At 72.1% G+C, this 1,195-nt stretch carries 1 pseudogene; it reads left to right on the forward strand.

The annotated features are described in order from the left end of the window. Positions 1-1,181, forward strand: a pseudogene (locus tag ACFYWM_RS44730) (rhamnogalacturonan lyase); the annotation flags it as partial. Positions 1,182-1,195: the final 14 nt, after the last annotated feature.

A 1,195-nucleotide genomic window follows, 5' to 3' on the forward strand; every position in this document is an offset into this window, starting at 1 on the left:
TGAAGACCGCCGACGGCACCGTCGACGGACGCGGCACCGTGATCGGCAGCGCGAGCGCCGACCACCGCAACTCCGGCGGCTACGTCCTGGCCGGGCCGGAGTACCTGACCATGTTCAACGGTCAGACCGGCGCCGCGATGTCCACGGTGAACTACGACCCGCCGCGCGGCAACGTCGGCTCCTGGGGCGACACCTACGGCAACCGCGTCGACCGGTTCCTGGCCGGCACCGCCTACCTGGACGGTCAACGGCCCAGCCTGATCATGGCCCGCGGCTACTACACCCGCGCGGTGATCGCGGCCTGGGACTTTCGCAACGGCTCCCTCACCAAGCGGTGGACCTTCGACTCCAACGCCTCCGGCAACGGCTCCTACGCCGGCCAGGGCAACCACTCCCTGAGCGTGGGCGACGTCGACGCCGACGGCAAGGACGAGATCCTCTACGGCGCCGCCGCCATCGACGACAACGGCCGCGGCCTGTGGAACACCGGCCTGGGCCACGGCGACGCCGGCCATCTGGGCGACCTCAACCCCTCCCGTCCGGGCCTGGAGTACGTGAAGATCTCCGAGTGGGCCGCCAGCCCCGGCCTGTACATGGTCGACGCCCGCACCGGGGCGAGGCTGTGGCAGACCGGCGCCGGTTCGGGCTCGGACGGCGAGGGCCCCGGGCGCGGGGTGTCGGCCGACATCCACGCGGGCAGCCCCGGCGCCGAGTCCTGGGCGGCGGGCGCCGGCCAGAACGGCCTGCGCAACACCGCGGGCGCGGTCGTCGGCCGCCAGCCCTCCTCGGCCAACTTCCTGGCCTGGTGGGACGCCGACCCGGTGCGCGAGCTGCTGGACCAGACCCGGATCGACAAGTACGGCACCGGCGGCGAGACCCGGCTGCTGACCGCCTCCGGCGTGCACTCCAACAACGGCACCAAGGCCACCCCGTCCCTGTCGGGCGACATCCTCGGCGACTGGCGTGAGGAGGTCATCTGGCCCACCACCGACAACCGGGCCCTGCGGATCTACGCCACACCGCACCTGACCACCACGAAGATCCACACCCTGCTGCACGACCCGCAGTACCGGGTGGCACTGGCCTGGCAGAACACCGCCTACAACCAGCCGCCCCACCCGAGCTTCTTCATCGGTAACGGCATGGCCACCGCGCCCCAGCCCAAGGTCTACCTCCGCTAGGACCCGGCGCCGGG

This window comes from Streptosporangium sp. NPDC002721, assembly GCF_042888905.1.
Classification (GTDB): Bacteria; Actinomycetota; Actinomycetes; order Streptosporangiales; family Streptosporangiaceae; genus Streptosporangium.